General features: G+C 31.2%; 1 protein-coding gene. It reads left to right on the top strand.

What is annotated here, in order from left to right; genetic code table 11:
• Positions 1-108: 108 nt before the first annotated feature.
• Positions 109-442: HK97-gp10 family putative phage morphogenesis protein (locus tag GBZ86_RS19075; RefSeq protein WP_152892539.1), on the top strand; the 334-nt coding region annotated here is incomplete at its 3' end.

The raw sequence follows: 442 nt of genomic DNA, 5'->3' as shown, positions 1-442 counted from the left end.
TAGAGAATATAAGGTTAAATGGAATAATATTATTTTTGATATTTTCTTAGTGGATTTTCTAGGCTTTAATAATGAGGATGTTATTTTAAAGGTGAGAAGGTTAGATTAATGGCATATATAGAAGTTACAGGTATGGAAGAACTAATAAAGGAATGTGAAAGGCTTGGAGGAAAGGGAGCCACTGAAAATGCTAATAGAAAAATATTAAAAAAAGCAGCTAAACTTACACAGGGAGAAGCAAAAGGTAAAGCTCCAAGAAGTGAAAACCCTATGAATAGTGGAAGAAAGGGCAGTAGAACAGGAAAACATATGGGAGATAATATTCCCCTTAGTGGAGTAAAAAATAGAAATGGAAGTTTATATATAATAGTTGGATGGGATAAAGGAGATAATTCTCCTTTTTTTTATGCCAAATTTATTGAATATGGAACCTCTAAAATTC

This window comes from Clostridium tarantellae (assembly GCF_009295725.1).
In the GTDB taxonomy this organism is placed as follows: Bacteria; Bacillota; Clostridia; order Clostridiales; family Clostridiaceae; genus Sarcina; species Sarcina tarantellae.
This window is presented reverse-complemented; position numbering and strand designations above follow the sequence as displayed.